This is a genomic window from Pseudazoarcus sp. NS34, assembly GCF_059703725.1.
In genome coordinates this window covers 450863-475373 of the sequence record NZ_BAAKIZ010000001.1, presented here as the reverse complement: position 1 = coordinate 475373, position 24511 = coordinate 450863, and the positions used below count along the sequence as shown (strand labels likewise).

At 63.6% G+C, this 24511-nt stretch carries 24 protein-coding genes; 11 read left to right on the top strand and 13 right to left on the bottom strand.

What is annotated here, in order from left to right:
- The first annotated feature begins 5 nt into the window (after positions 1-5).
- Genes AC6H0N_RS02345 through AC6H0N_RS02335 form a run of 3 tightly spaced genes read left to right on the top strand, consistent with a single transcriptional unit; the run spans position 6 to position 2393 of the window.
- A complete protein-coding gene (locus AC6H0N_RS02345; protein ID WP_497572443.1) occupies positions 6-893 on the top strand; it encodes a glycosyltransferase family 2 protein in 888 nt (295 codons plus the stop codon).
- On the top strand, positions 886-1644 hold the full coding sequence (locus AC6H0N_RS02340) for a class I SAM-dependent methyltransferase (RefSeq protein WP_497572442.1): 759 nt from the start codon (positions 886-888) through the stop codon (positions 1642-1644). The genes AC6H0N_RS02345 and AC6H0N_RS02340 overlap by 8 nt, the downstream gene beginning before the upstream one ends.
- The gene (locus AC6H0N_RS02335; RefSeq protein WP_497572441.1) at positions 1641-2393 is read left to right on the top strand and encodes a TylF/MycF/NovP-related O-methyltransferase; all 753 of its coding nucleotides are present in this window, start codon (positions 1641-1643) and stop codon (positions 2391-2393) included. Before AC6H0N_RS02340 ends, AC6H0N_RS02335 begins: the two co-directional genes overlap by 4 nt.
- Here the strand turns inward: AC6H0N_RS02335 and AC6H0N_RS02330 are convergent.
- From AC6H0N_RS02330 to AC6H0N_RS02310, 5 genes are all read right to left on the bottom strand, one after another.
- Positions 2383-3291 (bottom strand): lysylphosphatidylglycerol synthase domain-containing protein, encoded by a 909-nt coding sequence (locus AC6H0N_RS02330; protein WP_497572440.1) that lies wholly within the window; start codon positions 3289-3291, stop codon positions 2383-2385. The genes AC6H0N_RS02335 and AC6H0N_RS02330 overlap by 11 nt on opposite strands.
- A 146-nt stretch (positions 3292-3437) precedes the next feature.
- Positions 3438-4520 (bottom strand): glycosyltransferase, encoded by a 1083-nt coding sequence (locus AC6H0N_RS02325; protein WP_497572439.1) that lies wholly within the window; start codon positions 4518-4520, stop codon positions 3438-3440.
- Positions 4521-4549: 29 nt separating this feature from the next.
- Positions 4550-6388, bottom strand: a complete 1839-nt coding sequence (gene asnB, locus AC6H0N_RS02320; RefSeq protein WP_497572438.1) for an asparagine synthase (glutamine-hydrolyzing) — start codon at positions 6386-6388, stop codon at positions 4550-4552.
- A gap of 7 nt (positions 6389-6395) precedes the next feature.
- The gene (locus AC6H0N_RS02315; RefSeq protein ID WP_497572437.1) at positions 6396-7616 is read right to left on the bottom strand and encodes a glycosyltransferase family 4 protein; all 1221 of its coding nucleotides are present in this window, start codon (positions 7614-7616) and stop codon (positions 6396-6398) included.
- Between the two features lie 123 nt (positions 7617-7739).
- On the bottom strand, positions 7740-8459 hold the full coding sequence (locus tag AC6H0N_RS02310) for a class I SAM-dependent methyltransferase (protein WP_497572436.1): 720 nt from the start codon (positions 8457-8459) through the stop codon (positions 7740-7742).
- Positions 8460-8746: 287 nt separating this feature from the next.
- Between AC6H0N_RS02310 and ampD the strand changes: the two genes are divergently transcribed.
- Complete coding sequence (gene ampD / locus AC6H0N_RS02305; RefSeq protein ID WP_497572435.1) at positions 8747-9310, top strand: 1,6-anhydro-N-acetylmuramyl-L-alanine amidase AmpD; 564 nt, start codon at positions 8747-8749, stop codon at positions 9308-9310.
- A 254-nt stretch (positions 9311-9564) separates the two neighbouring features.
- Positions 9565-10221 carry a lytic transglycosylase domain-containing protein gene (locus AC6H0N_RS02300; RefSeq protein ID WP_497572434.1) on the top strand — a complete coding sequence of 219 codons (657 nt, stop codon included), beginning with the start codon at positions 9565-9567 and terminating at the stop codon, positions 10219-10221.
- A gap of 51 nt (positions 10222-10272) precedes the next feature.
- On the opposite strand, the gene AC6H0N_RS02295 is transcribed toward AC6H0N_RS02300, so the two are convergent.
- Entirely contained in the window at positions 10273-11463 is a 1191-nt protein-coding gene (locus AC6H0N_RS02295; protein WP_497572433.1) for a pyridoxal phosphate-dependent aminotransferase, read from the bottom strand.
- Between the two features lie 184 nt (positions 11464-11647).
- On the opposite strand from AC6H0N_RS02295, the gene AC6H0N_RS02290 reads away from it, so the two are divergent.
- The 6 genes from AC6H0N_RS02290 (at position 11648) to AC6H0N_RS02265 (ending at position 18857) form a co-directional block, all read left to right on the top strand.
- Complete coding sequence (locus AC6H0N_RS02290; RefSeq protein ID WP_497572432.1) at positions 11648-13924, top strand: NADP-dependent malic enzyme; 2277 nt, start codon at positions 11648-11650, stop codon at positions 13922-13924.
- 247 nt (positions 13925-14171) lie between these two features.
- The gene (locus AC6H0N_RS02285) at positions 14172-15041 is read left to right on the top strand and encodes a serine hydrolase (protein ID WP_497572431.1); all 870 of its coding nucleotides are present in this window, start codon (positions 14172-14174) and stop codon (positions 15039-15041) included.
- Positions 15042-15146: 105 nt separating this feature from the next.
- On the top strand, positions 15147-15989 hold the full coding sequence (gene dapF, locus AC6H0N_RS02280; protein WP_497572430.1) for a diaminopimelate epimerase: 843 nt from the start codon (positions 15147-15149) through the stop codon (positions 15987-15989).
- Positions 15990-16015: 26 nt separating this feature from the next.
- Positions 16016-16666, top strand: a complete 651-nt coding sequence (locus AC6H0N_RS02275) for a DUF484 family protein (protein ID WP_497572429.1) — start codon at positions 16016-16018, stop codon at positions 16664-16666.
- A gap of 1 nt (position 16667) precedes the next feature.
- Complete coding sequence (gene xerC / locus AC6H0N_RS02270) at positions 16668-17573, top strand: tyrosine recombinase XerC (protein WP_497572428.1); 906 nt, start codon at positions 16668-16670, stop codon at positions 17571-17573.
- Between the two features lie 96 nt (positions 17574-17669).
- Positions 17670-18857 (top strand): class I SAM-dependent rRNA methyltransferase, encoded by a 1188-nt coding sequence (locus tag AC6H0N_RS02265; RefSeq protein ID WP_497572427.1) that lies wholly within the window; start codon positions 17670-17672, stop codon positions 18855-18857.
- Positions 18858-19130: 273 nt separating this feature from the next.
- On the opposite strand, the gene AC6H0N_RS02260 is transcribed toward AC6H0N_RS02265, so the two are convergent.
- The 7 genes from AC6H0N_RS02260 to rlmH form a co-directional block, all read right to left on the bottom strand.
- On the bottom strand, positions 19131-19469 hold the full coding sequence (locus AC6H0N_RS02260) for a hypothetical protein (protein WP_497572426.1): 339 nt from the start codon (positions 19467-19469) through the stop codon (positions 19131-19133).
- A 1-nt stretch (position 19470) separates the two neighbouring features.
- Entirely contained in the window at positions 19471-20520 is a 1050-nt protein-coding gene (gene ruvB, locus AC6H0N_RS02255; protein WP_497572425.1) for a Holliday junction branch migration DNA helicase RuvB, read from the bottom strand.
- An 88-nt stretch (positions 20521-20608) separates the two neighbouring features.
- On the bottom strand, positions 20609-21205 hold the full coding sequence (gene ruvA, locus AC6H0N_RS02250; protein WP_497572424.1) for a Holliday junction branch migration protein RuvA: 597 nt from the start codon (positions 21203-21205) through the stop codon (positions 20609-20611).
- Positions 21206-21218: 13 nt separating this feature from the next.
- Positions 21219-21890, bottom strand: coding sequence for a hypothetical protein (locus AC6H0N_RS02245; RefSeq protein WP_497572423.1), 672 nt, complete (start codon positions 21888-21890; stop codon positions 21219-21221).
- Entirely contained in the window at positions 21887-23341 is a 1455-nt protein-coding gene (gene rng / locus AC6H0N_RS02240; RefSeq protein ID WP_497572422.1) for a ribonuclease G, read from the bottom strand. The genes AC6H0N_RS02245 and rng overlap by 4 nt, the downstream gene beginning before the upstream one ends.
- Before the next feature lie 69 nt (positions 23342-23410).
- Complete coding sequence (locus tag AC6H0N_RS02235; RefSeq protein WP_497572421.1) at positions 23411-24025, bottom strand: Maf family protein; 615 nt, start codon at positions 24023-24025, stop codon at positions 23411-23413.
- A 10-nt stretch (positions 24026-24035) separates the two neighbouring features.
- Complete coding sequence (gene rlmH, locus AC6H0N_RS02230) at positions 24036-24506, bottom strand: 23S rRNA (pseudouridine(1915)-N(3))-methyltransferase RlmH (protein ID WP_497572420.1); 471 nt, start codon at positions 24504-24506, stop codon at positions 24036-24038.
- Positions 24507-24511: the final 5 nt, after the last annotated feature.

The following is a 24511-nucleotide window of genomic DNA, read 5'->3' as shown; positions in this document are numbered from 1 at the left end:
TGGGAATGAAATCTATATCCGTAGTGCTCCCCGCACGCAATGAGTCGGCGGCCCTGGGTGGTGTGCTCGTCAAGTTGCGAGAGTTCTGTCCGACGGCCGAGGTCATCGTAGTCAATGATGGATCTACGGACGATACCGGCGTGGTCGCAGTTTTGGCAGGGGCAAAGGTCGTCACTCACCCATACATCAAGGGAAATGGTGCCGCGATCAAAGCTGGAGCACGGGCTGCCAGTAGAGATGTCATCGTGTTTATGGACGCCGACGGGCAGCACGACCCGGCTGACATCCCCAGGCTGCTTGCGCGACTCGATGAAGGCTATGACTTGGTGGTCGGCGCCCGTCAGGCCGGCTCACAGGCTAGCTGGGGACGAGGCTTGGCGAATGCCTGCTACAACCGTTTGGCGAGTTACATGACAGGGCACCGGGTGGCGGATTTGACCTCCGGCTTCCGCGCCGTGCGCGCGAGCAAGTTTCGGGAGTTTCTGTATCTGTTGCCGAATGGTTTCTCGTACCCGACCACGTCGACCATGGCCTTCTTCCGCGCGGGATACTCGGTGGCTTATGAGCCCATCCGTGCTGCGGCCCGCATCGGCAAGAGTCACATCCGACTGCTGCATGACGGCGCACGCTTTTTGCTGATCATCTTCAAGGTGGGCACCTTGTATTCCCCCTTGAAGCTTTTTGCGCCGGTTGCGCTGGCCCTTGTTGCCATGGGGTTCGGCTGGTATGGCCACACTTATCTGGATGAGGGGCGCTTCACCAACATGAGTGCGCTGCTCCTGACAGGGGGCGTCATGGTTTTCCTGATGGGGCTGATCTCGGAACAGATCACTGCGTTGATGTACCGTGACGGAGCAGCGCGGGAAGCCGACGGAGAACACAGAAATGATTGAGGGCGGCAAGGATGCCTTTACGCCGCACTCCATTGAGTGGGACGAGCTGCGGACGCAGCGGCTGTGGGATTTCTACAGCACTTCCGCTGCGCACCGGTCGACCTATTTCGGCGAGACGGCAGGCGGGCATTTCGTGCGTGTCTTGCGCCGGCGCGGGCTGCTGCGCGGTCGCCGCCGGATCGTAGATTTTGCCTGTGGCACGGGGGCGATCATCGAGGCGCTGTTGCGGGCCGCCCCAGAGGGGGGCGAGGTCTCCGGATTCGACCTGTCGGAACTGTCGGTTGAGCGAACGAATGCCCGCAACGCGCGCGCGCGGGGATTCACCGGAGCCCGGCGCATAGACGGCTATCCGACGCGGCTCGGCGACGCCTCGGTCGATCTGCTGATCCTGACGGAAGTCATCGAGCATCTGGACGATGAGACGCTGACATCGGTGCTGGCCGAGTGTCGGCGCGTGCTGGCCCCGGCAGGGGCGCTGATCCTGACTACGCCCAATGAGGAGCAGTTGCAACGAGGGCATGTCTTTTGCCCCGAGTGTGGCTGCACCTTTCATCGCTGGCAGCACCAGCGCAGCTGGTCGCGCGCGACCTTGTCGGGGGCGTTGTTGCAGGCCGGTTTCGGGACAGTAGATGTTCGGCCGGTGACGTGGGGGAGCGAGCTGGTCGAACTGGCGTTTGCTCTGCTGCGCCGCAAGGCGACCGGCCTGCTGGCCGTGGCGTCGCAGCGTCAGTCGGATCGAGTGGGCGCATGAGCGGAATGAACCGGATATTGAAAGGGGGCCGATCGCTGTTGTTCGGCCCTCCTGCGTTGCGCCGCAGGGCATTGCATGAAGTCGCGCGCGTGGTTGCGCGTACGCTGGGTGGCCACTACGTTGGCGAGGACCACAAGTTGTGGCTGCACGATCAGGCGTTCGTGGACCGTTTCCGCGCGCTGTCACCGCTCAACGATTTCTCGATGGAGCGCAAATACGCTTTGCGCGAGTTGGCCCGTAGCGTCGCCGACCTTCCCGGCGCTGCGGCCGAATGCGGTTGCTACGTGGGCGTTTCGGCCTGGTTCATGGCGAGCGTGCTCGACGGCAGCGAGCTGTATCTGTTCGATTCCTTCGAGGGACTCTCCGAACCTATGGCGCAGGATCGCGCTCCGGATGGTTTGCCGCAGTGGGCGAGCGGTGATCTGACGGCGTCCGAACAGGAATTGAGATCGAATCTTGCCGAGTTCGGCGGCGTTCACGTCTTGAAAGGCTGGATTCCGGAGCGCTTCGGCGAAGTGGCGGAGGCGCATTTCAAGCTGGCGCACGTGGATGTCGATCTGTACCAGCCGACGCTCGACAGTCTGGCGTTCTTTTATCCTCGCGTGGTTGCGGGCGGGATCATCGTGATGGACGACTACGGCTTCGAGAACTGCCCTGGCGCCTTTCGTGCAGCCACCGAGTTCATGCACGACAAAGCCGAAAGCATCATTCACCTGCCCACGGGGCAAGGCGTGATCATCAAGCGCTAGTCGGCTTGCCGAGGTAACGCTGAAGGAGCGCGCCGAGAACTGCGGCGGCGACCAGGTGGCCAAGCCGGATGACGATGGCAATCGCCACGGCCGCCTCCAGTTCGACGCCCGCGCTGCGGGCGAACATCACCCATACCGTATCGGTGATGCCGAGCCCGTTCGGTACAAAAGCGAGGAGGCTGAGGATCACCGTCAGCGCGGACAGGGCTACCGCCTGGGCTACGCCGACTTCCGCGCCGAGTCCGTTGAAGCCGACTAGATACACCGCGCTCATGGCCGCGATCTGCAACACGAACCACGGCTGGGCTGCGCCCGCTACCGGTGTGCGTAGCCCATGGAAGGCGCGGGCCAGGCGGTCTGCTGGTTCCGAATTTCTGCCTCTGGCGGCGTACAGGCGCAAGCCCGCCATGCCGAGCCAGCCGAGGATGCACGGTAGTGTGACAACCTGATTCAGCCCCCAGCCCGTGAAGGGCAGCGCCAGTGCGCCCAGCAGCAACGCGTATTCCAGCCCGAGCCAGACCTGTCGCAGGCTGGCGACAGCGCAGTCATCGATACTCATTCCCTGTCTGACCAGCAAGGCAGTGCGAGCCGCGATTCCCGCCAGAAATGGCGCCACTACGGACAGCGCAGCCGAGCTGGCCCAGATGGCGACGGTCGCGGGCAGCGCAGGCCGGCTTTCAGGCCGCGCCACGAGCCGGAATGCCATCGCCTGCACGACCAGGCCAACTGCGGAGACTGTGCTGAGCGCGAGCATGAGATGCCAGTTCGCTGCGACCAGCAGCCATGGAGAGCTTCCCAGCCGCCACAGAAAGAGTGCGATCAACGCGATCGCGAGCAGATAGACGACTCGTCGGAAGTGCTCCATTCGCGCCAGTCGATTGCTGGACCGGGCGGCCATCGTTACGACACCTCCGGGCGCATTGAGCCTTCAAGTACTCCGCCAGCAGTCCCTCTTACTTGATGACGGCGCGGCGTCATGCTTGTTGTTGGGAACTGCCGAATGTGCGATGCCGGGAGATGCTCGTGGCGCATTGCCTGATTCCGTTACCCTTTTGCCCGGCGACATGAGGTCATGAGCAAGGCGACGCTTTGCGCGACGTCCTGTCGGTTTCCCGTCGTGCCTGCAGAGGGTCGGGGGGGTGGGGGACCGACAAGCGTCTTGATGGCTAGGCTGAGCCCGTGGGAGTCTCCGCACTCAATCAACTGCACATGACGTGGATCATAGGCATGAAGGAGATTCGGGACGGAGTCGTCGTAGCATGTTACGGCGAGCGGCAGCCCGAAATTCATAGCCTCCATGAGCGCATTCGGGTAACCCTCCCAGCGTGAGCACAATACGAATCCGGCTGCGTGGCGTAGCCAAGGGTATGGATTAATGCAGCTACCGAGCATGTGCACAGTTGAGCCGAGGTCGAGTTGCTGGATCAGGGATTCGAGTTCAGGGCGTTGCGGGCCGTCGCCGATGATGACGACGGGACGGGAACGTGCGATGGCGGCTGCGCGGATCAGCGTTGCATAGTCCTTTTCTGGGACGAGGCGTCCGAGGGCCACGATGTAGGGTTGTAACGAGGCGATGTCCTGCAGTTCTTCGGTCGCGAGGGACAGGCGCTCGATGCGTTCTATGTCGAGCGGGTTGCCGATGACTTCCAGGTGCCGCTCATCCAGCCTCAATGCGCTGGCAAGCTGGCTGCGCATGTGGGGGGTGAGGGCGATCACTCGATCCGCCTGTCGGTAAAGCACTCGCATGGCCAACAGCCTCAGCCGGCCGCGTACGTTCGACAGGGAAGAGGCTTCGCGCACGATAAGTGGGAAGTGCCGTCTGCTCAATAATCGTGCGGTGATCGCGACGAGGTTGGCGCCGGTGAGTGTGGACAGCATGGCCTCGGGCGGGCGCAGGCGCAGTTCGCGGCTAAGGCGCCATAGTGTTAGAGCCCCAAAGCGCCATGCAGGCAGAGGAGTTCCAGCGGCAAGGTCGATGACTTCAATGCGCGGATCCAGTTCGCTAAGCAGGGCTCCTGTTCGAGACGCCAGGATCAGGCGCACGCCATGCCCGAGATCGAGAAATTGTCTTGCCAGAGTAAGGAAAACGCGCTGGGCACCGCCCATCTCCATGTCGGAAATGAACATCGTGATTTCGTGAGGGGCGCGTGTGCTCGTCATACAGAAAAGGCCGCTAGGCTGGCATGGAGCATCCATAGCCGGTAGCCGTGATCGCGGGAGCCGGAGCGGTGCTCGGCAAGCAGGCGTTGGCTTTGCTCGCGATCAATGAACCCATCGTGAGCGGCCAGTGCTGCATCGAGGTGCTCGCCTAGCGCGCCGCGGAACCACTGATGTACCGGTACGGCGAAGCCTTGCTTGCGGCGTTTCCAGGTGTCAGCCGGCAGTTGGTCGGCAAAGGCGCTGCGCAGCCAGCGCTTGCCGCGGCCGGGGCGGAGGTGCTGTCGGGCGCGGCGCGTGACGGCCAGTTCGATGAGCTTGTGGTCGAGAAAGGGTGCGCGTGTTTCCAGCCCGTAGGCCATGCTGGCGCGGTCTACCTTCACCAGGATGTCCTGGGGAAGGTAGACCAGCGCGTCAGCCTGAAGCATGCGGCTGAGATCATCCAGCGCACATTCTTCCGGCAGGCTCGTTGTTGCGTAGCCACGTCCGGCCAGTTCCGGGAAAAGGCGCGCGTAGGCCTGTGGATGGAACATCAGCGGAGCGGTGTAGGGCGTTTCGGCGTCCACGCGGCGCGCAACGTCTACAAACAAATGCGCTTTCTTGAGCATGCTGCGGCTGTGGTGAGCGCCAGGCTCGGGCAGTGCCAACAGCACGCGCTCGGCGAGGGAGCGCAGTCCGCGCGGTAGCCGGGTGTACCAGCGCAGGATGGCCCGTGCCTGGTAACGCTGGTAGCCGCCGAAGAATTCGTCTGCGCCGTCGCCGGATAACGCTACCTTGACGTCGCGGGCGGCCAGTTCGCTGACAAGGGCCGTCGGCAGGATGGACGAATCCGCAAACGGCTGCCCAATGTGCTGCGTGAGTAGCGTCTCCAGACGTTTTTCGTCCCACGCTTCGAGCATGGCGCAGTGGTGGTCGGTGTCTAGGAACTGCGCAACCTTCGCTGCGTAAGGGCTCTCGTCAAAGGCCGGATCGGAAAACCCGATGGTGTAGGTCTTGAGGCGGCGCTCCATTAGCGGTTGGGCAAGAGCGCAGACGAGTGAGGAATCGATGCCGCCTGACAGGAAGGCGCCGACTTCCACGTCGGCGACGAGGCGTTTGCGTACGGTGTCGGTCAGGGTTTCACGCAAGGTCTCGTCGCTGATTTCGCGTCCGTCGCCCGGAGGTGTTGGCAACTGCCAGTAGGGAGTGTGCTCGATCTCGCGCCCCGGGCGCCAGCGCAACCAATGCCCAGGCCGCACCTCCTTGACCCCGAGCCAGGTGGTGTGGCCGGGCAGGCAATAACCATAGCGGAAATAATCGGCCAGGCCGTCGGCGTCCTGCTCCCACTGCTTCTCGTCGAGCGGGCGCAAGGCGGGCAGCTCCGAAGCGCACAACAGTCGATCGCCGCGTACGGCGTAGTACAGGGGCTTTTTGCCGATGCGGTCACGGCACAGCAGGGCAGAGCGCTTCTGAGTGTCCCAGAGCACAAAGGCCCACATGCCCTCCAGTTGTGCGAGAAATTCGGGGCCGTACAGGCATAGGCCGGCGAGCAACACCTCGGTGTCGCCGTGCGTAAGGAAGTTCCAGTGCGGCTCGAGCGTGCGCCGCAGGTCGGCGTAGTTGTATATCTCCCCGTTGTAGGCAAGTACGTGGCGTCCGTCGGGTGAGCGCATGGGCTGGTGGCTGGCGGACAGGTCGATGATGGACAGCCGGGCGTGACCGATGGTGTAGCCTTCGCCGGAGTCAATGCGCTGTTCGTCCGGGCCGCGGTGGTGCAGCGCAGTGATCGCGACATCAACGCGCTTATGTCGCGCTTCCGGCGCGGCGTTAGGGTCGAACAGAAAGGCAAGTCCGCACATGTCGGCGTCAGTCTCCGCGAGCTTTGGTGTACAGCGCAAGATAGCGCTGTGCGCAATGATGCCAGTCGAGACCGAGCTCAAGGATTGTTGTGCGCGCATTGCTACCCAGTTTCGCGCAAAGTGACGGGTCTTGCGCCAATCGTTCCAGAGCCGCGCGTAGGCTTGAAATATCCCCAGCCGGAAAAAGTAGCCCGTTTCTCCCGTCTTCGATAAGTTCGGTTACGCCAGGCAGCGCGCTTGCAATTACAGCCCGACCGGCCGCCATGGCTTCGACGACGACGTTCGGCCTGCCCTCTGCGCTGCTGGGCAGGACAAGAGCATCATGTTGCCCAAGGATTTTCGTGATGGCGTCAGGTGGGGATGAGCCCAGAAAGGAAACTCGATTCTGAATGTCGAGCTTCATGGCCAGCCGCGTTAAGGATTGGTGTTCTGGTCCGTCACCGACAATGGTCAGCGTAAGCTCCTCGCCGAGCGCATGCACCGCATGGAGAAGATCAATCACCCGCTTTCGAGGAATCAAGCTGCCGATGAACAGAATGCGCAAAGGTTGAGTTCTGTGCGGTTGCAGCGGCAGGTCAAGCAGTTCTTGGCTGACGCCGTTCGGGATAAAGAGGACCTTGTCTGCATGCTGTGGAAATGCGGTGACGATAGCTTCGCGCATATCGGTGCTTACCGTCGTGACGTATGTTGCGAGGCGAAGAGTTGTCGCGCAGACCAGGCGCTTCACCCGAGATCGCGAAAGTTCGGAGACGTCAGCTCCTCGCAGGGAGACGACCGCAGGTGTGCGCGTGATGCGGCCGGCGATAGCGCATAGGAGTCCAGTTAGAGACCAGTTTGCATGGATTACATCTGATTTTGACGCACGTAATAGCGTGGCGACGAAAAGCGCGCCAAAGAGTGCCGGCACGAATAGCCAGTTCAGTCGCTGCACGCGCAAGGCCACTGGCAGGCCTCCAGGCAGGTGTGCCAGACGTTGCCAGTTTCTCGGCGCGTAGCGCACGGCGACGACGGGATAGAGGGCATGGTGGCTGACGCCCTCGCAGTTGTCCGGAGTAAGAACTGTAATGTGGGTTAATGGGTGTAGTGCGTCCGCGAGGCGTTTAACGAAGATGCCGCTGGTGCTCGCCGAGGATAGGGGGAACGAAGTCGAGACTAGCAGGACACGGGGCGAGAAAGAGGGGTGCATCGTCAGCGAGTGTTCTGTGGCTATTGCGTTATCGGGAATCATGCGCTTCGGTCAAGGCGCGGAGCCGCCGTCTCTGCGGCTGGTCAGGCGCGCCAAGTCGCAGTGGCGCAGGCAGCTGCTCCTCTGACGACAAGGCGTTCGGTAAATGTGTATTGAGGCAAACAGTCATTTGCGCGCGGAGACGATGTAGCCGAACGTCAGTGCAGGCCACGACGGAAGCAAGGCACCGGCCAAGCGAGCAGTAATATTCACGATCGGTATGGCGAGCGCGATCAATGGCAGAAGTGTGCATGCCAGGCTGCGTTCACGTATGGCGACTGCGGCCATGCCACCTAAGGCCAAACATACTAGAAGTCCTGCGGATTCGGCCGATCCTAGGCTTGGTTCGACCTTCTCGATGACAAGTCCCGCAGATCCGAAGTCGCGCTGCAGCCCATGCTCCGTGTAGCGTTGATAATCGTACGGAGCGTCGTGAATGGGGTAGAGGAATGGGACCGTGAGCAGAAGCTTGCCCCCCGGGCGCAGCACGCGGTGGATTTCTTGGAGCGCCTCGCGCGGGGCTCGCAGATGCTCCAGTACTTCCAGCATTACGACGGTATCGATTGACCCACACCTCACGGGTAGTTGGGACGCATCGCCGAACAAGTCGGGCCGAGCCGCGTACAACAGTTTGCCCGTCGCATAGTAATCGAGCCCGATGTACTCACAATCATCCGGCAGGTGCTTCTCGATCCATCTACTTGCGCAACCGACATCAAGTACACGTCCTGGGGCAATGCCTCGAACCTTATTTGTTATCACGACAGGCTTCCCCTGCAGCCACTGAGGGTGAAGTGGAGTGCGGCGCAAGAAGCCGATCGCCCTGCGGAGCGACTCGATTGACATAGTGTCTCTGTCGATTGGGGGAGCAAGTCATGATACCCGTTCCGGTTTTGGTTTTTGTCCGCATCGCTGTTCCTTGCAATCTGACTTTCGGTCTCGTGGCCGTTGTCGAGATGTGGTTCTGTCGCTTTAGAACTCGGAGGACGGATGTGCGTGGGGGCGGGCTGAGCTAACCTGGGTTTCCTCGCGCCGTCACGACGGGCTTGGTCGCTGATATGTTGCGCCGACTGCCGCAGCGACCGACAATCGGCCGCTACATGAGGAGTGCACCGTACCCAAGTGAGGAGCCCATGGCGTTAAGCATTGCCCACAACGGTTGGCTGAGAGCGGGCAGGCGGCGCTGCTCTTCCCCCAACTTCGATGCTCGTCCTTCCGGTGCGGCCGTTGAACTAGTGATCATCCACAACATCAGCCTCCCGCCCGACCAGTTCGGCGGTCCGGGCGTGGAGCAGCTGTTTACCAACTGCCTCGACCCCGACGAGCACCCGTACTACGCGCAGATTGCGGGCTTGCGTGTTTCGGCGCATTTCTTCATACGGCGCGACGGCGAGTTGGTGCAGTTCGTGTCTACCGACGACCGGGCGTGGCATGCGGGGGCGTCATGTTGGCGTGGGCGGGAACGTTGCAACGACTTTTCGGTCGGAATCGAGTTGGAAGGATGTGACACCCTGCCATTCGAGCCTGCGCAATATGCGCGGCTGGTGGAGGTGCTGCAGGCCTTGTGTGTGCGCTATCCGATTCGTGACATCGTGGGGCATTCCGACGTTGCGCCGGGTAGAAAAACAGATCCTGGGCCTTGCTTTGACTGGGATGTGTTGAGGGCGGCGGGTTTGCAGGGGCTGCGGCCGGATTGACAAAAATGAGTCAAATCAGCATACTGCTGAAAATTTTGTGCACGCCTCGCTTTTTTGCGTGTGTTTTTATACAGGTGCGGCGCCGATCTTTTTTCGGTGCAGTCAGTTGGCCGATCGCACCGCGGGACTCTTCGTCTGGTTGCGGCGACGGGTTGGACAACCTCTGTAATCGACGCCTGTGCGTGCCTTGATCGGCGCACAACGGCCCCTGAAATGGGGGCGGTCGGGGCGATTGCTTGCGGGTAGGAGGAACCATGAATCACGCAACTCGCGTCTCGGCGCTGGCTAAGGAAACTCTGCGGCGTCTTGCGCAGGCAACACATGCGGTGCTGGTGCTTTCGGCCTTTGCGGCAATTCTGTTGCTTGGCGGGCATCACATGCGCGTGCAGGCGTCGGAATCCGAAGCGGCCTTGTTGGCGGCCGCCGAAGCGGAGGCTGCCGAGCAGGAAATGCAGCTTTCGGCCGAAATGCAGCGCGTACGTGATTGGGTCGCCCGTCGTTATCGCGTGTCTTCCGAGGCTCTTGATCCGGCTTTCGCCGAGGCGGAGCAGAGCGCACGCGAAGCCGAGCTGGATCCGCTGTTGATCGTTGCAATGATGGCGGTTGAGTCCAGCTTCAATGCCGAGGCGCAAAGCCATGCGGGCGCGCTTGGTCTGATGCAGGTGATTCCGCGCTGGCACATGGACAAGATCGGGCCCGAGAACGACCACACGGTTTTGTTCGATCCGCGCTTCAATGTGCAGATCGGCACTCTGGTGCTGGTTGAGGGGCTGCAGCGTTATGGCACACTGGAGGCTGCGCTGCAGTACTACAACGGCGCCCGGCACGATCCCGAAATGCGCTACACCAAGCGCGTGATGTCGGTGAAGCGACAGTTGCAGGATGTGTTGCGCAAGTCGTCCGGCGCCTGAGTCGCGACTTTGCTGCAGTCAAAAACGGCCCCATGCGGGCCGTTTTTCATTTCAGGTGGGGCGAATCAGCCGCTGCATTCTCTCAACGGCTTCGAGCAGGCGCTCGCTGCGGGTGGTGTAGGCCAGGCGCAGGTGCCGGTTGGGTTGGTTGTTGCCGAAGTCGATGCCTGGCGTGGCGGCCACGCCGGCTTCTTCGAGCAGGCGTCGGGCGAAGGCGCTGCTGTCTTCCGCGACGGCGCTGATGTCGGCGTAGATGTAGAAGGCGCCTTGCGGCTCGGTGTGGATCTGCATTCCCAGTTCACGTAGCGCCGGCAGCAGCGCGGCGCGGCGCTGCGCAAACGTTTCGCGTCGCTCTTCAAGAACGCTGCGCGTGTCTGCCGAGAAGGCTGCCAGCGCAGCATGCTGAGCCGGCGTCGGTGCGGCGATGAAGAAGTGTTGGGCGAGCTTTTCGATTTCGCGCGCCCAACATTCCGGTGCCACCAGCCATCCCAAGCGCCAGCCCGTCATGCCGAAGTACTTCGAGAAACTGTTCACGACAAAGAGGTTGTCGGCGTGTGCGCAACGCGCGTTGGCCAGCACCGTGCAAGGTTCGGATGCGTAGTTGAGGCCCTGGTAGATCTCGTCCACGACCAGCAGGCCATCGTGCTGGGTGACGCTGGCGTGCAACGCTTCCAGCTCGCTGGGCGACAACACGGTGCCGGTCGGGTTGGAGGGCGTGGCGACGATCATGCCCAGCGTGTCGGCCTGCCAGTGGCGCGCGATTTGTGCTGGCGTAGGCTGAAAGCGGGCGGCTGCATCAACCGGTAGCGCCTGCGGAACGCCTTCGAAACTGCGCACCAGATAGCGGTTGCACGGATAGCCCGGGTCGGGCAGCAGCCAGCGGTCTCCGGGGTTGGTAAAGGCCGCGAGGATGAGCGTCAGCGCGCCGGAGGCGCCGGGGGTGACGATGATGCGCTCAGGGGCTACGTCGACGCCAAAGCGGTCGTGGTAGTGACGAGCGATGGCTTCGCGCAGTTCCGGCAGGCCTGCCGCAGGCGTGTAGTGCACCTTGCCGGTCGCGATGAAGTGCTGGGCGGCGTCGATGATCGGCTGCGGCGTCGGGAAATCCGGTTCGCCCACTTCCATGTGAATGACGTCGCGCCCCAACGCTTCGAGCTGGCGGGCGCGGGCGAGCAGTTCCATGACATGGAAGGGCTCGATGTCAGCCATGCGGCGAGCGAGACGTGGTGATGTCGGAGGCATGGGGCGGGGGAATCCCGGCGTGGCTGTGGAAAATACGACTGAAGCGTCGCGGACGGCGTGCCTATGATTGTGCCATGGCGCCACACGACGAGCGCCCCCAGCGGGTCGCAGGGGGCGCTCGTCGTGTGGCATGATCTTTTGATGGTCGGAGCGCGTGTTCCGGCCACGCACGCACGGAGGTTTCATGGACAAGCAGTTGCGCGAGGCCGCGCTCGAATATCATCGCCATCCCCGCCCGGGGAAAATCGCTGTGACGCCCACCAAGGTGCTGTCGAATCAGCGTGACCTGTCGCTGGCCTACTCGCCGGGTGTGGCGGCCGCGTGCGATGCGATCGCGGAAGATCCGCGGCAAGCGGCCGAGTTGACCGGTCGTGCCAATCTGCTGGCGGTCATCACCAACGGCACCGCAGTGCTCGGGCTGGGCAACATCGGCCCGCTGGCGTCCAAGCCGGTGATGGAAGGCAAGGCCGTACTGTTCAAGAAATTTGCCGGCATCGACGTGTTCGACCTGGAGGTCGATGCGCTCGACCCGGACCGTTTCATCGAAGTGGTTGCTGCGCTGGAGCCGACGTTCGGCGGCATCAACCTCGAAGACATCAAGGCGCCGGAATGCTTCTACATCGAGGAGCAGCTGCGCGCCCGCATGAAGATTCCGGTGTTTCACGACGACCAGCACGGCACTGCCATTGTGGTGGCCGCAGCCATCACCAACGGGTTGCATCTGGTCGGCAAGGAGTTCAAGGACGTCAAGGTGGTGACCTCGGGCGCTGGCGCCGCCGCGTTGGCTTGTCTGTCACTGCTCGAGAAGCTTGGTGTGCAGCGCAAGAACATCTGGGTGACCGACATCGAAGGCGTGGTGTTCGAAGGGCGCACCACGCTGATGGACCCGCGCAAGCAGGGCTACGCGCAGAACACCGAGGCGCGCAAGCTCGCCGATGTCATCGAGGGTTGCGATGTGTTCATGGGCCTGTCGGCCGGCGGGGTGCTCAAGCCGGAGATGGTGGCCCGCATGGCTGCCAATCCGCTGATCCTCGCGCTTGCCAACCCCGAGCCGGAGATCAACCCGGATGAGGTCAAGGCGGTGCGAAACGACGCGATTATGGCCACCGGCCGTTCGGACCACCCGAACCAGGTCAACAACGTGTTGTGCTTCCCGTTCATCTTTCGCGGTGCGCTCGATGTGGGCGCCACCGCCATCACCGACGAAATGAAGCTCGCCGCCGTGCATGCCCTGGCCGAATTGGCGCGCGCCGAGCAAAGCGACATCGTGGCCTCGGCCTATTCCGAGCAGGGCGGCGGATTCGGCCCCGAGTACATCATTCCGAAGCCCTTCGATCCGCGCCTGCTGGTGAAGATCGCGCCGGCGGTGGCGCAGGCGGCGATGGAGTCCGGTGTCGCAACACGACCGATTACCGACTGGCACGCCTACCGCGGGCAGCTCAATAACGTGGTGTGGCACTCCGGCATGCTCATGAAGCCGGTGTTTGCCGAAGCCCGCAAGGCACCCAGCCGCATCATCTTTGCCGAGGGCGAGTCCGAGCGTGTTTTGCGCGCGGCGCAAACGGTCGTCGACGAATGCCTGGCCTGGCCGATTCTGGTGGGACGTCCGGCGGTGATCATGCAGCGCATCGAGCGCTACGGGCTGCGCATGCGCCCGGAGGTCGATTTCGAGCTGGTGAACCAGGATGACGACCCGCGCTTCAAGGAGCTGTGGATGGACTACCACCGCCTGATGGAGCGGCGCGGTGTGTCGGTCGAGTACGCCAAGAAGGAGGTGCGTCGCCGCACCACGCTGATCGGATCACTAATGCTCAAGCATGGCTATGGCGATGGCCTGATCTGCGGCACCTATGGCATGTTCCCGGTGCATCTGGGTTTCATCGATACGGTGCTCGGGCGCAAGCCGGACGTAAATCACTATTACGCACTCAACGTCCTCGCGCTGACGGGCCGCACCCTGTTCCTCGCCGACACCTATGTGAACGAAAATCCGAGTGCCGAACAGATCGTCGAGATGACCTTGCTGGCGGCAGCCGAAGTGCGTCGTTTCGGGATCGAGCCCAAGATCGCATTGCTGTCGCACTCTTCCTTCGGCAGTGGCGATTCGGCGTCTGCCATCAAGATGCGCGCCGCGCTAGAGATCCTGCACCGCGATCACCCCGAGTTTGAGGTCGAGGGCGAAATGGGCGGCGACTTGGCGCTCGACATGCGAGCGCGGCTGGACGTGTTCCCGAACGCGCGCATGCGCGACGAGGCCAATCTGCTGATCTTCCCCAATCTGGATGCAGCCAATATTGCCTATGGCCTGCTCAAGAACGCAGCAGGTCAGGGCGTTACGGTGGGCCCGATCCTGCTGGGCGCGGCCAAGCCGGTGCACATCCTCACGCCCGAATCGACCGTGCGTCGGATCGTCAACATGACGGCGTTGGCTTCCGTCGAGGCCGCTAAATGTGCCGATTGAACCAGGGTTGAAAGCCCACGATGCTCGTGCGGGTTCACCTCGTGCGTGACATGCGATACGCTCTCGCTGTCGAAGCCGCCTTCGGGCGGCTTCGCTCATTCCACAATCCGGAATTTGGCTTTTAATTCACAGGGTTCGCGTGTTTTTTTGGCAACATGCTTAAAAGATGCTTGCTATCTTGCTGGATTAGTTACAAAAATAAACCCCAAGCAGATCATCGGGTCTTTCCAGCAAAGTGGCCAGCATCATGAAGCATCTTGTTCAGTCATTCCTCGCCCTGTGCGTGGTCAGTTCGGCCGCCCTCGCCGCGCCGCCCAAAGTCGCCCTCGACCGCGACGATTTCCCGCAGCTGCGTTCGGCCTCTTTCATGATCGTCAGTGAGCGCACCGGAGACGTGTTGTTCGAGCAGAACAGCGCCAAGGCCGTGCCGATTGCTTCCATTACCAAGCTGATGACCGCCATGGTGGTGCTCGACGCGCGCCAGCGCTTGTCTGAGCCGCTGACCATCACCAGCGACGATATTGATCGTCTGAAGAACACTGGTTCGCGCCTGCGTATCGGGACGCGTCTGCAACGCGAGGATCTGCTGCACTTGATGTTGATGTCGTCGGAGAATCGTGCAGCGTCGGCCCTGGCGCGCAACTATCCGGGTGGCAGCAAGGCCTTCTTTGAGGCGATGAACGTCAAGGCGCGCATGCTCGGCCTGAAGAACACCCGCTTCGCCGACAGCAGCGGCCTGGATCCGCGCAACATGTCGAGCCCGCGCGACCTCGTGCGTCTGGTTACTGCGTCGGCGTCCTATCCCCTGATCCGCGAGTTTTCTACCTCGTCCGAGCGCTACGTCCGCATCGGCGGGCGCATGGAGCGCTTCGGCAATTCCAATTCGCTGGTGAGCGATCCGGGCTGGCAGGTCGGTCTGTCCAAGACCGGTTTCATTCGTGAAGCCGGGCGTTGCCTCGTGATGCAAACCTGGGTGCGCGGCGAGCCCGTCATCATGGTGCTGCTGAATTCGCAAGGCACCTGGACTCGCACTGCGGATGCCAAGCGTGTGCGCGCCTGGCTGGAAACGGTCGGATCCGACCGCCTCATCGCGCTTGCCTCCGGGCGCGGCGGCTGATTCCCCGCCCCACCGCGCTGATTTCGCCCCTCGTTGTGGCTGGACGATGGCCCCGCCGTGGGTGAGAATCCCGTCAATGCCTCAGGCCTGACTCACGGATTCCACATGCAGTTGCGTTTCACCAAAATGCACGGACTCGGTAACGACTTCGTCGTGATCGATGCTACCGCTGCGCCCGTCGCTTTGCCGCCCGAGCGGGTCCGGGCGATTACTGATCGCCATTTCGGCATCGGCTGCGATCAATTGCTGGTGGTCGAGCCGGCGACGCGCACTGACGTCGATTTTCGCTACCGCATCTTCAATGCCGACGGCGGCGAGGTGGAACAGTGCGGCAACGGCGCGCGTTGCTTCGTGCGCTTCGTGCACGAGAAAGGCCTCACTTCCAAGCGCACGATCCGCGTGGAGACATGCAGTGGCGTGATTGAGCCGCGGCTTGAGGACGACGGTCTGGTGACGGTCGACATGGGCGTGCCGGTACTCGAGTCGGCGCGCGTGCCCTTTGTCTCCGATTCGGACGAGGTCGTGCAGCCGCTCGAACTGCAGGATGGTTCGTTCGCAGCCATTACTGCCGTATCGATGGGCAATCCGCACGCTGTGCAGATTGTGGACGATGTCGACACCGCCCCGGTCGCTGTTGAGGGCCCTCTGATCGAACGCCACAGCCGCTTCCCGGCGCGCGTCAATGCGGGCTTCATGCAGATCGTCGATGCCCACCGCATCCGCCTGCGCGTGTTCGAGCGCGGCGCGGGTGAGACGCTGGCCTGTGGCACGGGCGCCTGCGCGGCAGTTGTGGCGGGCGTTCTGCGCGGCGTGCTGCAGTCGCCGGTGCAGGTCCAGACCCACGGAGGCGAACTGTCCATCGCCTGGAACGGGCGCGGCGCTCCAGTGTTCATGACCGGCCCGGCCGTAACCGTATTTGAAGGTGAAATCACGCTGCCCGACGCTTGATCGTCGCTGCAAACAGGAGTGCTCCGATGGACGCTGAACAGGTCGCGCGATATCTGCGTGAACATCCCGATTTTCTCGTCGAGCATGGCGACATCTTTGTCGAAGTCACCGTGCCGCATCCGCATGGTGGCCAAGCCATATCGCTGGCCGAGCGCCAGTTGCATGCGCTGCGCGACAAGATCCGCCTGCTCGAAGTCAAGCTCGCCGAGCTGATCCGCTTTGGTGAAGAGAACGATGAGATCGGCACCAAGCTGCATCGCCTCGTGCTGGCCCTGATTGCGGCCGAACAGTTTCCGACCTTGCATCAGGCGGTGTTGCAGAGCCTGCATGATGATTTCCGCGTGCCGCATGTGGCTGTGCGGGTATGGGACGCGGCCGTGCCGGCCGATGGGGAAGTGTTTGAGGCGGTCAGTGAGGAACTGCGCTTCCAGACCGCCGAGATGCGTCGCCCGTACTGTGGGGCGCCAGCGAATCTCGAGGCTTTGGCGTGGTTCGGTGAGGCCTCCGCACACATTCGCTCGGTGGCCTTGATTCCGCTGCGCTGCGACGGCCAGGCTCTGGGCATGCTGGCGCTGGCCAGTGAAGAGCCCGAGCGCTTCTACCCAGACATGGGCACCCTGTTCCTCGAGCGCCTGGGTGAAACGCTGGCCGCGGCGCTGCGCCGCCTGCTCGGCTGACATGGATTCGCCAGACGTCTGTCCTCTGCCGGAAGACGTCGAAGCGTGGTTGAGCTGGCTCGCCAGTCAGCGTCGTGCTGCCCCGCTGACACTGCAGGCCTATCGCCGAGATCTGACTCGCCTGGTCGAGTTTGCGGCTCCGCGAACACTGCCTGAACTGGCTGTGCATGACATTCGCCGCATGGCCGGGCGCTTGCATGCGGCCGGGCTGGGCAGCCGTTCGATCGGGCGTGCCTTGTCTTCGTGGCGCGGCTTCTACCGCTGGATGACGCGCCATCGCGGCCTCGCTGCGAATCCCGTTGAGAACGTGCGCCCGCCCAAGGCGCCGTTACGCTTGCCAAAGGCGCTGTCGCCCGATCAGACGGCAGCGCTGCTCGACGGCGAGCCGACTGACGCGCTGGAAGTGCGCGATCGCGCCATGTTCGAGCTGTTCTATTCCTCTGGCCTGCGTTTGTCGGAACTGACTTCGCTCGACATTGACGCCGGTGTTGACCGCGCCGATGCCATGGTCACCGTGCTCGGCAAGCGCGGCAAGATGCGTGCGGTGCCGATTGGCGGAATGGCGCTAGACGCCCTGCAAGCCTGGCTGGCGGAGCGCCCGAACTGGGTGCGCGGCGACGAGCCGGCACTGTTTCTCACGCGCACTGGTACCCGCATGACGCCCAGTGCCGTGCGTACGCGCCTGGGGCGCTGGGCGCAGCAGCGCGGCCTGGGTGTGCATGTCCATCCACACATGCTGCGCCACAGTTTCGCGAGCCATGTATTGCAGTCCAGCGGCGATCTGCGCGCCGTGCAGGAATTGCTCGGTCACGCCAGCATTCGCAGCACGCAGGTGTATACCCACCTCGATTTCCAGCATCTGGCCAAGGTGTACGACGCCGCCCACCCGCGCGCCAGGCGAAAGTAGCGCAGGCAGAGCCGAAGGCGCCTGATCGTTGCAATTCGCTGCGCGCATCGCCACCTACGGTAGACTCGCGCCCTCGATACACCCTAGGAAGTCCCCATGGCACGTCTGATCCTCAATCCCGGCAAAGAGCGCTCGCTGATGCGTCGCCATCCGTGGATTTTCGCCGGTTCGGTCGGGCGTCTGGAAGGGCGGGCGCGGCCGGGCGACACGGTCGAAGTGCTGAGTACCGACGGCAAGCTGTTCGGTCGTGCAGCGTGGTCGCCGGAATCGCAGATCCGTGCGCGAATGTGGAGCTTCGACGCGGAGGTGACGATTGATCACGCCTTCTTCAAGCGCGCTGTCGCCGCTGCCGTTGCGCGCCGCCTGAGCCACCCGCTGATCGGGTCCGAAGAGGGTATGCGGCTGATCCACGGTGAGTCCGACGGTCTGCCCGGGGTGATTGCCGATCGCTACGGCGATGTGATCGTGCTGCAACTCACCAGCGCCGGGGCCGACAAGTGGCGAGAGGCCATCGTTGCCGGCCTGGTGCAGGCTACCGGCTGTGCCGCGGTGTATGAGCGATCCGACTCCGACGTGCGCGGTCTCGAAGGGCTCGGCCCGGTCACCGGCTGCGTGCATGGTGAGCTGCCGGAGCAGCTGTCCATCGTCGAGAATGGCGTGCGCCTGGGTGTGGATGTGGTCGGTGGACACAAGACCGGCTTCTACCTCGACCAGCGCGACAACCGCTTGCTCACCGGCCGTCTGGCTTCTGGGCGGCGCGTACTCAACTGTTTCTGCTACACCGGTGGCTTCTCGTTGCAGGCCTTGGCTGGCGGGGCGGCCTCAGTGTTGTCGATTGATTCGTCCGGCCCGGCGCTGGAAGGTGGTCGCGCCAACCTCGCGATGAATTCCCAGCTCGATGCCGCACGCGCCGAGTGGCGTCAGGCCGATGTTTTCGAAGCCTTGCGCGAACTCAAGGCGGCCGGCGAGCGTTTCAACCTGATCGTGCTCGACCCGCCAAAGTTTGCGCCCTCTGCGGCGCACGCCGACCGCGCTGCGCGCGCCTACAAGGACATCAACCTGTTCGGCTTCCGCCTGCTCGCGCCGGGCGGCATCCTGATGACCTACTCGTGTTCCGGCGGCATCGGCCATGAGCTGTTCCAGAAGATCGTCGCTGGCGCGGCGGTGGACGCGGGTGTAGATGCGCGCATCCTGCACCGACTGTCGGCAGGGCCGGATCATCCGGTTGGCTTGGCCGTGCCGGAAGGGGAATATCTCAAGGGGCTTGCAGTCCAGATTGGCTGACGCGGAGTTTGAGCTGGCTCAACATCTGCAATCGGCAGGAAGCTCAGGATAGGAGATGCGGCGTTGTGCCGCGTCACTGTCGGTGAGTTGCCATGAATGAAAAGCCCGAGTCTTCCGTCCCCGTCGCACCCGTTGCCTACGCGCCCGCGCAAGCCGCGCAGCGAGCTTCAGCGGATGAGCGCGATACACCGCCCGTTGCCAAGCAAGGTTGTGGAGCTTGCGGCAAGTGCAGCTGCGAGCCGGCTGAGGTAAAGAGCTAGGCGTTTTTCAGCGTTAGCGTGAGGGTCGTGCTGCGCTTGATTCCGGGTTCGGCACGATTTCACCTTGCCACGAGGCTGCCGCTACCAAACCGACAGCGAGCATGGCCAGCGCGAAGTAGGCGTACTGCCAAGGCTTGCCGGCAACCCCACCATGCCGCGCCTGCAGCACCGCCATCACGCCCAGCCCACCGATCGCGAACAAGCCCGCGCCGAGCAGCCGGGCGGTGTTGCCGCTCAGGTGCATGGCCAGCGCTGGGTCGCCGCGCGCAGGCCAGTAGAAATCCTGCACTTGCCACAGCCAGGCCCCGCCCGCGACGCATGCGACGATCGCGAAAGCGAGGAAGAAGCGCATTTCAATCCCCGTTGAAGAGGTCGTCGCGCCCCGGGCGTGTGAGGCCGAAGTGACGCCAGATCGCAGCCGTGGCCACGCGTCCGCGCGGCGTGCGCTGCAGGTAGCCCTGCTGGATCAGATAGGGTTCGAGCACGTCTTCGATGGTGTCACCGGCCTCGCCGATGGCCGCGGCCAGGTTGTCGAGCCCGACCGGGCCGCCGTCGAATTTCTCCAGCATGGCCATGAGCAGCTTGCGGTCCATCATGTCCAGACCGAGCTGGTCGACCTCCAGCATTTCCAGCGCAGCATCCGCCACGGCCGCCGTGACGCGGCCACCAGCCTTCACTTCGGCGTAGTCGCGCACGCGGCGCAGCAGGCGGTTGGCGATGCGCGGCGTGCCGCGTGAGCGACGTGCGATCTCGAAGGCGCCCTCGTCCTCGACTTCGACATTGAGCAGTTTGGCGGAGCGGCTGACGATGTAGCGCAGCTCGTCTGGCGTGTAGAACTCCAGCCGCGAAACGATGCCGAAACGGTCGCGCAGAGGGTTGGTCAGCATGCCGGCGCGGGTGGTGGCGCCGACCAGTGTGAAGGGCGGCAGATCGAGCTTGACCGAGCGCGCGGCCGGGCCTTCGCCGATCATGATGTCGATCTGGTAGTCCTCGAGGGCGGGGTAGAGGATTTCCTCGACCACCGGCGAGAGGCGATGGATCTCGTCGATGAACAGCACGTCGTGCGGTTCGAGGTTGGTCAGCAGCGCGGCCAGGTCGCCGGCGCGCTCGAGCACCGGGCCTGAAGTCTGGCGCAGGTTGACGCCCATTTCGGCGGCGACGATGTGCGCCAGCGTGGTCTTGCCCAGACCCGGCGGGCCGAACAGCAATACGTGGTCGAGCGCCTCGTTGCGATTGCGCGCAGCGGAGATGAAAATTTCGAGTTGCTCGCGGATCTTGGCCTGGCCGACGTATTCGGCCAGGCGCTTGGGGCGCAGTGCGCGCTCGACGGCGTCCTCCTGCCGGTCGGACGGCGCAGCGGAAACGAGGCGCGGGGCAGAGCCGAGTTTGTCGGTTTCGATCATGACCGGAGTTTAGCCGGTTCGCTTTCGCCGGTCGCGCTGAAGCAGCGGCGAAATGCGAAGGCGCCGCAGTTTTCGGCCCCCATCGCGACTATGCCTTTGCCAGCAGCTTGAGCGCCGCCCGGATACCGTCGGACACCGACACGTCTTCGGCCTGTCCCTTCATCGCCGTCAACGCTTCGCGTTCGTTGTAGCCGAGTGCGAGCAGTGCGTTGAGGATGTCGCTGCGGTCATTGGCCGGTGAGGGGGCGGCGCTGCCGGCCGAGGTGGCAAGAGTGGGCAGGGCCTTGCCGAGACGGTCGCGCAGCTCGAGCAGCAGGCGTTCAGCGGTCTTCTTGCCGATGCCAGGAATCTTCACCAGCCGCCCGGTTTCCTGCAGCGTGACGGCCTGCGCCAGATCGCTGACCGACAGGCCCGACAGCACGGCCAGCGCAGTGCGCGCACCAATGCCGGAGACCTTGAGCAGCTGGCGAAAGGCCTCGCGCTCGTCTGCGCTGGCAAAACCGAACAGCAGGTGGGCGTCCTCGCGCACGACGAATTGCGTGAACAGCGACACCTTCTGGCCGGTGGCCGGCAAGCCGTAGAAGGTGCTCATCGGCACGTCGATCTCGTAGCCGATTCCGCCGACGTCGACGACGATTTGCGGCGGCGATTTCTCAAGCAGCGTTCCGGTAATGCGTCCGATCATGGCGTGATTCCCTTCAGAACAAAGGCAGGCGGTCTGCGAGCAGGAAGCCGGCGATCAGCAAGATGCCGCCACTGATAGCGGCAAATGCGGTGAAGCGGGTTGCACGCACAAGCTCGTCGGCATCGTCGAACTCCTCCAGCAGCACGCGCACCGCGCGCAGCGAGAACAGCAGCGAGAGCAGCGCTGCGCCACACGCTTGCGGCAGCGCGTCGCGGCCGATCTGCAACACCAGCCACAGATAGGCCGGTAGCGACAGGCCGAACAGCCACAGTTTGGCATTCATCGGCGTGATGGCGGCGGCCAGCGTGGCGCGTCCGGCGGCGACATCTTCGGAGCGCGACTCGAAGCCGCGCACCAAAGGCACGCAAGCGGCGAGCAGGGCAAATGGCAGGCCGGCGGCAAAGGATTGCCAGCTCCATGCGCCGCGCACAAAGTGATCGGTACCGCTCGCCAGCACCAGCAGGAACAGCGCCGGCAGCAGCAGTGCGAAGAGCAGTTCGGCAGCCGGGTTTGGCGTGTCGCCTGCAACGCGTTGAGTGGTGCGTTTGAATCCGAGGAAAGCCGGTGCGGCGAACGCTATGGCGGCAGCGGACTTGAGCGGGTCGAGCTCCACGCCGCTGGCGTGGGCAGCAGCCAGACCGATCCCGGAGGCGAGTACGCCGAGCAGCGCATCGATGCCCCTCATAGCAGCACGATGTCGAACTGTTCCTGGGTGTAGCTGGCTTCGGGGTGCAGCGAGATCTTCTTGCCGATGAAGTCGGACAGCATCGCGAGGGCCTGCGATTCCTCGTCGAGGAAGAGGTCAACCACCGTCGGCGCGGCGAGCAGGCGGAATTCCTTGGCGTTGAACTGGCGCGCTTCGCGCAGCAGCTCACGCAAGATCTCGTAGCACATGGTGCGGGAGGTCTTGACCTCGCCGCGGCCCTCGCAGGTGGCACAGGGCTCGCACAGCAGGTGGGTCAGCGACTCGCGCGTGCGCTTGCGCGTCATCTCGACCAGGCCGAGGCCGGTGAAGCCGTTGACGCTCATCTTGGTGTGGTCGCGCACCAGCGCCTTCTTCAACTCGTCGAGCACCTGATTGCGGTGGTCGAGGTTTTCCATGTCGATGAAGTCGATGATGATGATGCCGCCGAGGTTGCGCAGGCGCAGCTGGCGCGCAATGGTCTGGGCGGCTTCGAGGTTGGTCTTGAAGATGGTGTCGTCGAAGTTGCGTGCGCCGACGAAGCCGCCGGTGTTCACGTCGATGGTCGTCATCGCCTCGGTCTGATCGAAGATCAGGTAGCCACCGGACTTGAGATCGACGCGACGCGCCAGCGCCTTTTCGATCTCGACCTCGACGTTGTGCAGGTCAAACAGCGGACGCTCGCCGCTGTAGTGCGCCAGCAGCGGCAGCACCTTTGGGCTGTACTCGCGTGCGAAAGCGAGCAGACGCTGATAGTTTTCGCGCGAGTCGACCAGGATGCGGCCGACGTCGTCGGTGACCAGATCACGCAGCACGCGGTGCGCCAGATCGAGATCCTGGTGCAGCACCGTGGGTGGGTGCGAGGCGGTTGCGCGGTTGCGGATCTCGGCCCACAGCTTGCGCAGGTAGTCGATGTCGGCGGCCAGTTCCTCATCCGAGGCGGCTTCGGCCATGGTGCGCACGATGTAGCCGCCGGTCTCGTCGGCGGGAATCAACGCGCCGAGGCGTTCGCGCAGGCGTTCGCGCTCGGTTTCATCCTCGATGCGCTGGGAAATGCCGATGTGCTTGTCCTGCGGCAGATACACCAGCATGCGGCCGGCCAGGCTGATCTGCGTCGACAGCCGCGCGCCCTTGGTGCCCAGCGGGTCTTTCAGCACCTGCACCGTGATGTTCTGACCTTCGGCCAGCAGTCGCTCGATGCTGCGCACCGGCTCGCCGTTGGCGCGCTCGTTCCAGATATCGGCCACATGCAGGAAAGCCGTGCGCTCCAGCCCGATGTCGATGAAGGCTGACTGCATGCCCGGCAGCACGCGCACGACGCGGCCGAGATAGACATTGCCGACGATGCCCCGGTTGGCGGTGCGTTCGACGTGCAGTTCCTGCACCACGCCTTGCTCGGTGACGGCCACACGCGTTTCCTGCGGCGTGCAGTTGATGAGGAATTCGATACTCATGCCTGATGCCCAATGGGAAATTCACAAGGCGCGACATGCGCGCCTTGTGAATGGCTCATCGAACGACGCTCAAAGTACGGGCAGGCCGAAGCGTGCGAGCAACTGTGCAGTCTCGAACAGCGGCAGACCCATGATACCGCTGTGGCTGCCGCGGATGTCCGCCACGAAGATCGCGGCGCGGCCCTGGATGCCGTAGGCGCCGGCCTTGTCCATCGGCTCGCCGCTGGCGACGTAATGGAGGATCTCGTCGCGCGAAAGTTCGCGGAAGCGCACTTCGCTGATGTTCGTGACGTGTTCGGTGCGCTTGCCGTCGGACAGGGCGACGGCGGTGAGCACACGATGACTGCGGTTCGACAGGCGCTCCAGTGTGGTCACGGCGTCATCGCGCGAGGCCGGCTTGCCAATGATTTCGCCGTCCACTTCCAGCGTGGTGTCGGCGCCCAGCACCGGGCGGCGGATGAGCTGGCGCATGGCCACGCGACGGGCGCCGGCCTCGGCTTTCATCACCGCCAGACGTGCGACATAGGTTTCGACGTCCTCTCCGGCAAGCGGGGTCTCGTCCACGTCGAGGTCGGTACGCTCGCCTTCACGGAACAGCACCATGTCGAAGTCCACGTCAATCTGACGCAGCAGTTCGCGGCGGCGGGGGCTGCGGGAGGCGAGGTAGATGCGGGGTCGGCTCATCGGACGGGGCTCATTCCCTGTGGTAGGGGTGATTGCGGGTCACGCTCCAGGCGCGATAGAGCGCTTCGGCCAGCAGCGGGCGTACCAGTGCGTGCGGCAGCGTGAGGCTTGAGAGTCGTATCGACTCGTGGGCAGATTTCTTGATGCTGTCGGCCAGCCCGTCCGGCCCGCCGACGATCAGAGCCACGTCTTCGCCGCCTTCGCGCCACGTTTCCAGCCGGGCCGCCAGTGCCACGGTGGTGAGATCGCGGCCATGTTCGTCGAGGATTACGCGGCGGCAGCGCGGCGGCAGTGCAGCCTCGATGCGGGCGGCTTCGGCGGCCTGCATGGCATCCACTGTCTTGCCTGTGGTGCGCGGCTCAGCCTTGATTTCGACCAGCTCAAGGGGCATCTCGCGTGGCATGCGGCGGGCGAATTCGTCGAATCCGGCTTCCACCCAGCCGGGCATTCGCGTGCCGACGGCGACCAGCAGCAGCTTCATCGTGC

What these genes read in the sequence shown, in the direction of transcription:
- AC6H0N_RS02340 (WP_497572442.1), top strand. Translation starts at nt 886, where the DNA reads ATGATTGAGGGCGGCAAGGATGCCTTTACGCCGCACTCCATTGAGTGG.
- AC6H0N_RS02295 (WP_497572433.1), bottom strand. Translation starts at nt 11,463, where the DNA reads ATGCCTCCGACATCACCACGTCTCGCTCGCCGCATGGCTGACATCGAG.
- AC6H0N_RS02285 (WP_497572431.1), top strand. Translation starts at nt 14,172, where the DNA reads ATGAAGCATCTTGTTCAGTCATTCCTCGCCCTGTGCGTGGTCAGTTCG.
- AC6H0N_RS02300 (WP_497572434.1), top strand. Translation starts at nt 9,565, where the DNA reads ATGAATCACGCAACTCGCGTCTCGGCGCTGGCTAAGGAAACTCTGCGG.
- ampD (WP_497572435.1), top strand. Translation starts at nt 8,747, where the DNA reads ATGGCGTTAAGCATTGCCCACAACGGTTGGCTGAGAGCGGGCAGGCGG.
- AC6H0N_RS02345 (WP_497572443.1), top strand. Translation starts at nt 6, where the DNA reads ATGAAATCTATATCCGTAGTGCTCCCCGCACGCAATGAGTCGGCGGCC.
- AC6H0N_RS02310 (WP_497572436.1), bottom strand. Translation starts at nt 8,459, where the DNA reads ATGTCAATCGAGTCGCTCCGCAGGGCGATCGGCTTCTTGCGCCGCACT.
- AC6H0N_RS02260 (WP_497572426.1), bottom strand. Translation starts at nt 19,469, where the DNA reads ATGCGCTTCTTCCTCGCTTTCGCGATCGTCGCATGCGTCGCGGGCGGG.
- AC6H0N_RS02245 (WP_497572423.1), bottom strand. Translation starts at nt 21,890, where the DNA reads ATGAGGGGCATCGATGCGCTGCTCGGCGTACTCGCCTCCGGGATCGGT.
- AC6H0N_RS02330 (WP_497572440.1), bottom strand. Translation starts at nt 3,291, where the DNA reads ATGGCCGCCCGGTCCAGCAATCGACTGGCGCGAATGGAGCACTTCCGA.
- AC6H0N_RS02325 (WP_497572439.1), bottom strand. Translation starts at nt 4,520, where the DNA reads ATGTTCATTTCCGACATGGAGATGGGCGGTGCCCAGCGCGTTTTCCTT.
- rlmH (WP_497572420.1), bottom strand. Translation starts at nt 24,506, where the DNA reads ATGAAGCTGCTGCTGGTCGCCGTCGGCACGCGAATGCCCGGCTGGGTG.
- AC6H0N_RS02265 (WP_497572427.1), top strand. Translation starts at nt 17,670, where the DNA reads ATGGCACGTCTGATCCTCAATCCCGGCAAAGAGCGCTCGCTGATGCGT.
- rng (WP_497572422.1), bottom strand. Translation starts at nt 23,341, where the DNA reads ATGAGTATCGAATTCCTCATCAACTGCACGCCGCAGGAAACGCGTGTG.
- AC6H0N_RS02275 (WP_497572429.1), top strand. Translation starts at nt 16,016, where the DNA reads ATGGACGCTGAACAGGTCGCGCGATATCTGCGTGAACATCCCGATTTT.
- xerC (WP_497572428.1), top strand. Translation starts at nt 16,668, where the DNA reads ATGGATTCGCCAGACGTCTGTCCTCTGCCGGAAGACGTCGAAGCGTGG.
- AC6H0N_RS02315 (WP_497572437.1), bottom strand. Translation starts at nt 7,616, where the DNA reads ATGATTCCCGATAACGCAATAGCCACAGAACACTCGCTGACGATGCAC.
- AC6H0N_RS02290 (WP_497572432.1), top strand. Translation starts at nt 11,648, where the DNA reads ATGGACAAGCAGTTGCGCGAGGCCGCGCTCGAATATCATCGCCATCCC.
- ruvB (WP_497572425.1), bottom strand. Translation starts at nt 20,520, where the DNA reads ATGATCGAAACCGACAAACTCGGCTCTGCCCCGCGCCTCGTTTCCGCT.
- asnB (WP_497572438.1), bottom strand. Translation starts at nt 6,388, where the DNA reads ATGTGCGGACTTGCCTTTCTGTTCGACCCTAACGCCGCGCCGGAAGCG.
- ruvA (WP_497572424.1), bottom strand. Translation starts at nt 21,205, where the DNA reads ATGATCGGACGCATTACCGGAACGCTGCTTGAGAAATCGCCGCCGCAA.
- dapF (WP_497572430.1), top strand. Translation starts at nt 15,147, where the DNA reads ATGCAGTTGCGTTTCACCAAAATGCACGGACTCGGTAACGACTTCGTC.
- AC6H0N_RS02335 (WP_497572441.1), top strand. Translation starts at nt 1,641, where the DNA reads ATGAGCGGAATGAACCGGATATTGAAAGGGGGCCGATCGCTGTTGTTC.
- AC6H0N_RS02235 (WP_497572421.1), bottom strand. Translation starts at nt 24,025, where the DNA reads ATGAGCCGACCCCGCATCTACCTCGCCTCCCGCAGCCCCCGCCGCCGC.